Origin of the sequence: Pseudomonas sp. FSL R10-1350, assembly GCF_009600525.1 — a bacterium.
GTDB lineage: Bacteria > Pseudomonadota > Gammaproteobacteria > Pseudomonadales > Pseudomonadaceae > Aquipseudomonas > Aquipseudomonas helleri.
The window spans coordinates 1-1,194 of sequence record NZ_WIVR01000158.1 but is presented as its reverse complement, the minus strand read 5'-3'; the positions used below and the strand labels follow the sequence as shown (position 1 = coordinate 1,194).

Below are 1,194 nucleotides of genomic sequence, written 5' to 3'. Positions count from 1 at the left end.
GAACCGATTGGGGGATGCTGAAGATACTCGGCGGCCTGTTTGCTGCGCGACAGCGCGGCGTCGAAGACGGGGCGGCCGCTCCTACAGGGTGAAGCCATCGCAGCCTCATTCTTCGGCAGCGACTACAGGTTTTAGCTGGGGTTGCAGATAACGCTTGACCCCTGCTGCCACGCCCGGCGCCTGCAAGCCGATTTCGCGCAACTGACCGCTGATGGGGTTGCGGTAGCCGATGAAGAACAGCCCTTTGGCCACGGTGGAGTGGCCGTGGGCATCCACCGTCGGTTTGCCGTCGGCGGTGAGTGGCGCGGGGTAGTTGATCAGGCTCTCAAGGCCGGTGGTGTAACCGGTGCCCGCGACGATCACGTCGGTGTTCAGCGTGCAGCGCTGTGTACGGTCGAGACCGGTGTGGGCGACGACGCTTTGCTCGTTGAGCTCCAGCACCGGCCCCACCACCTTGATGCGGCCTTGTTTCAGGTCGTCGATCACCGGCATGAACAGCGTCGGGGTCACGCTGCCCAAACCGGAAACGCCTTGCGCCGGTTGTGGCAGGCCGTAGGCCGACAAATCCCCGACCCAGCGCCGCGACAATCCGCTCAATACGGCGTCGCTCCAGCGTGTGGGTAGTCGACGAATCAACGTGCCCAGCGCCGCCAGCGGTACACCGAACAGGCTCTTGGGCAGAAAGTGCGGCGCCCGCCGCACCGACAACGTGACCGACGCGGCATGGGGCACCAGACGGCTGGCAATCTCGCAGGATGAATTACCACTGCCGACCACCACCACGTGCTTGCCCGCGTAGTGGCGAGCATTGCCGAAGTGGGCCGCGTGAACGACCTGCCCGGTAAAGTGCTGCGCGCCTGGCCACTGCGGGATCGACGGCACGCACGAGGTGCCGGTGGCAATCACTAGCGCCTGTGCACGAAACACCCGGTCATCCCGGCAGCGCACTTGCCACAGCCCTGGCCCCGCGAGGTACTCGATATTCACCACCGCGCAGCCGGTCAGCACATTAAAACCGCCACGGGCTGGCAGGGCTGCCAGCTCCTTGGCCAAGTCATCACGGCTTGGCCAGCGCCCTGCCGACCACGGGAAGCGCAGGCCCGGCAAGCTGGAAAACCAGCGCCCGGTGTTCAGGCGCAGGCCGTCGTAGTGGTTGCGCCACACATCCCCCACCGCCTGCGTGCGCTCCAGCAC

The 1,194-nt window shown here is 65.8% G+C and carries 1 protein-coding gene; it reads right to left on the bottom strand.

All coding sequences use genetic code 11. The annotated features are described in order from the left end of the window. Nucleotides 1-105 precede the first annotated feature (105 nt). On the bottom strand, nucleotides 106-1,194 hold a 1,089-nt coding region (locus GHO25_RS25610), incomplete at its 5' end, for an NAD(P)/FAD-dependent oxidoreductase (protein ID WP_153393367.1).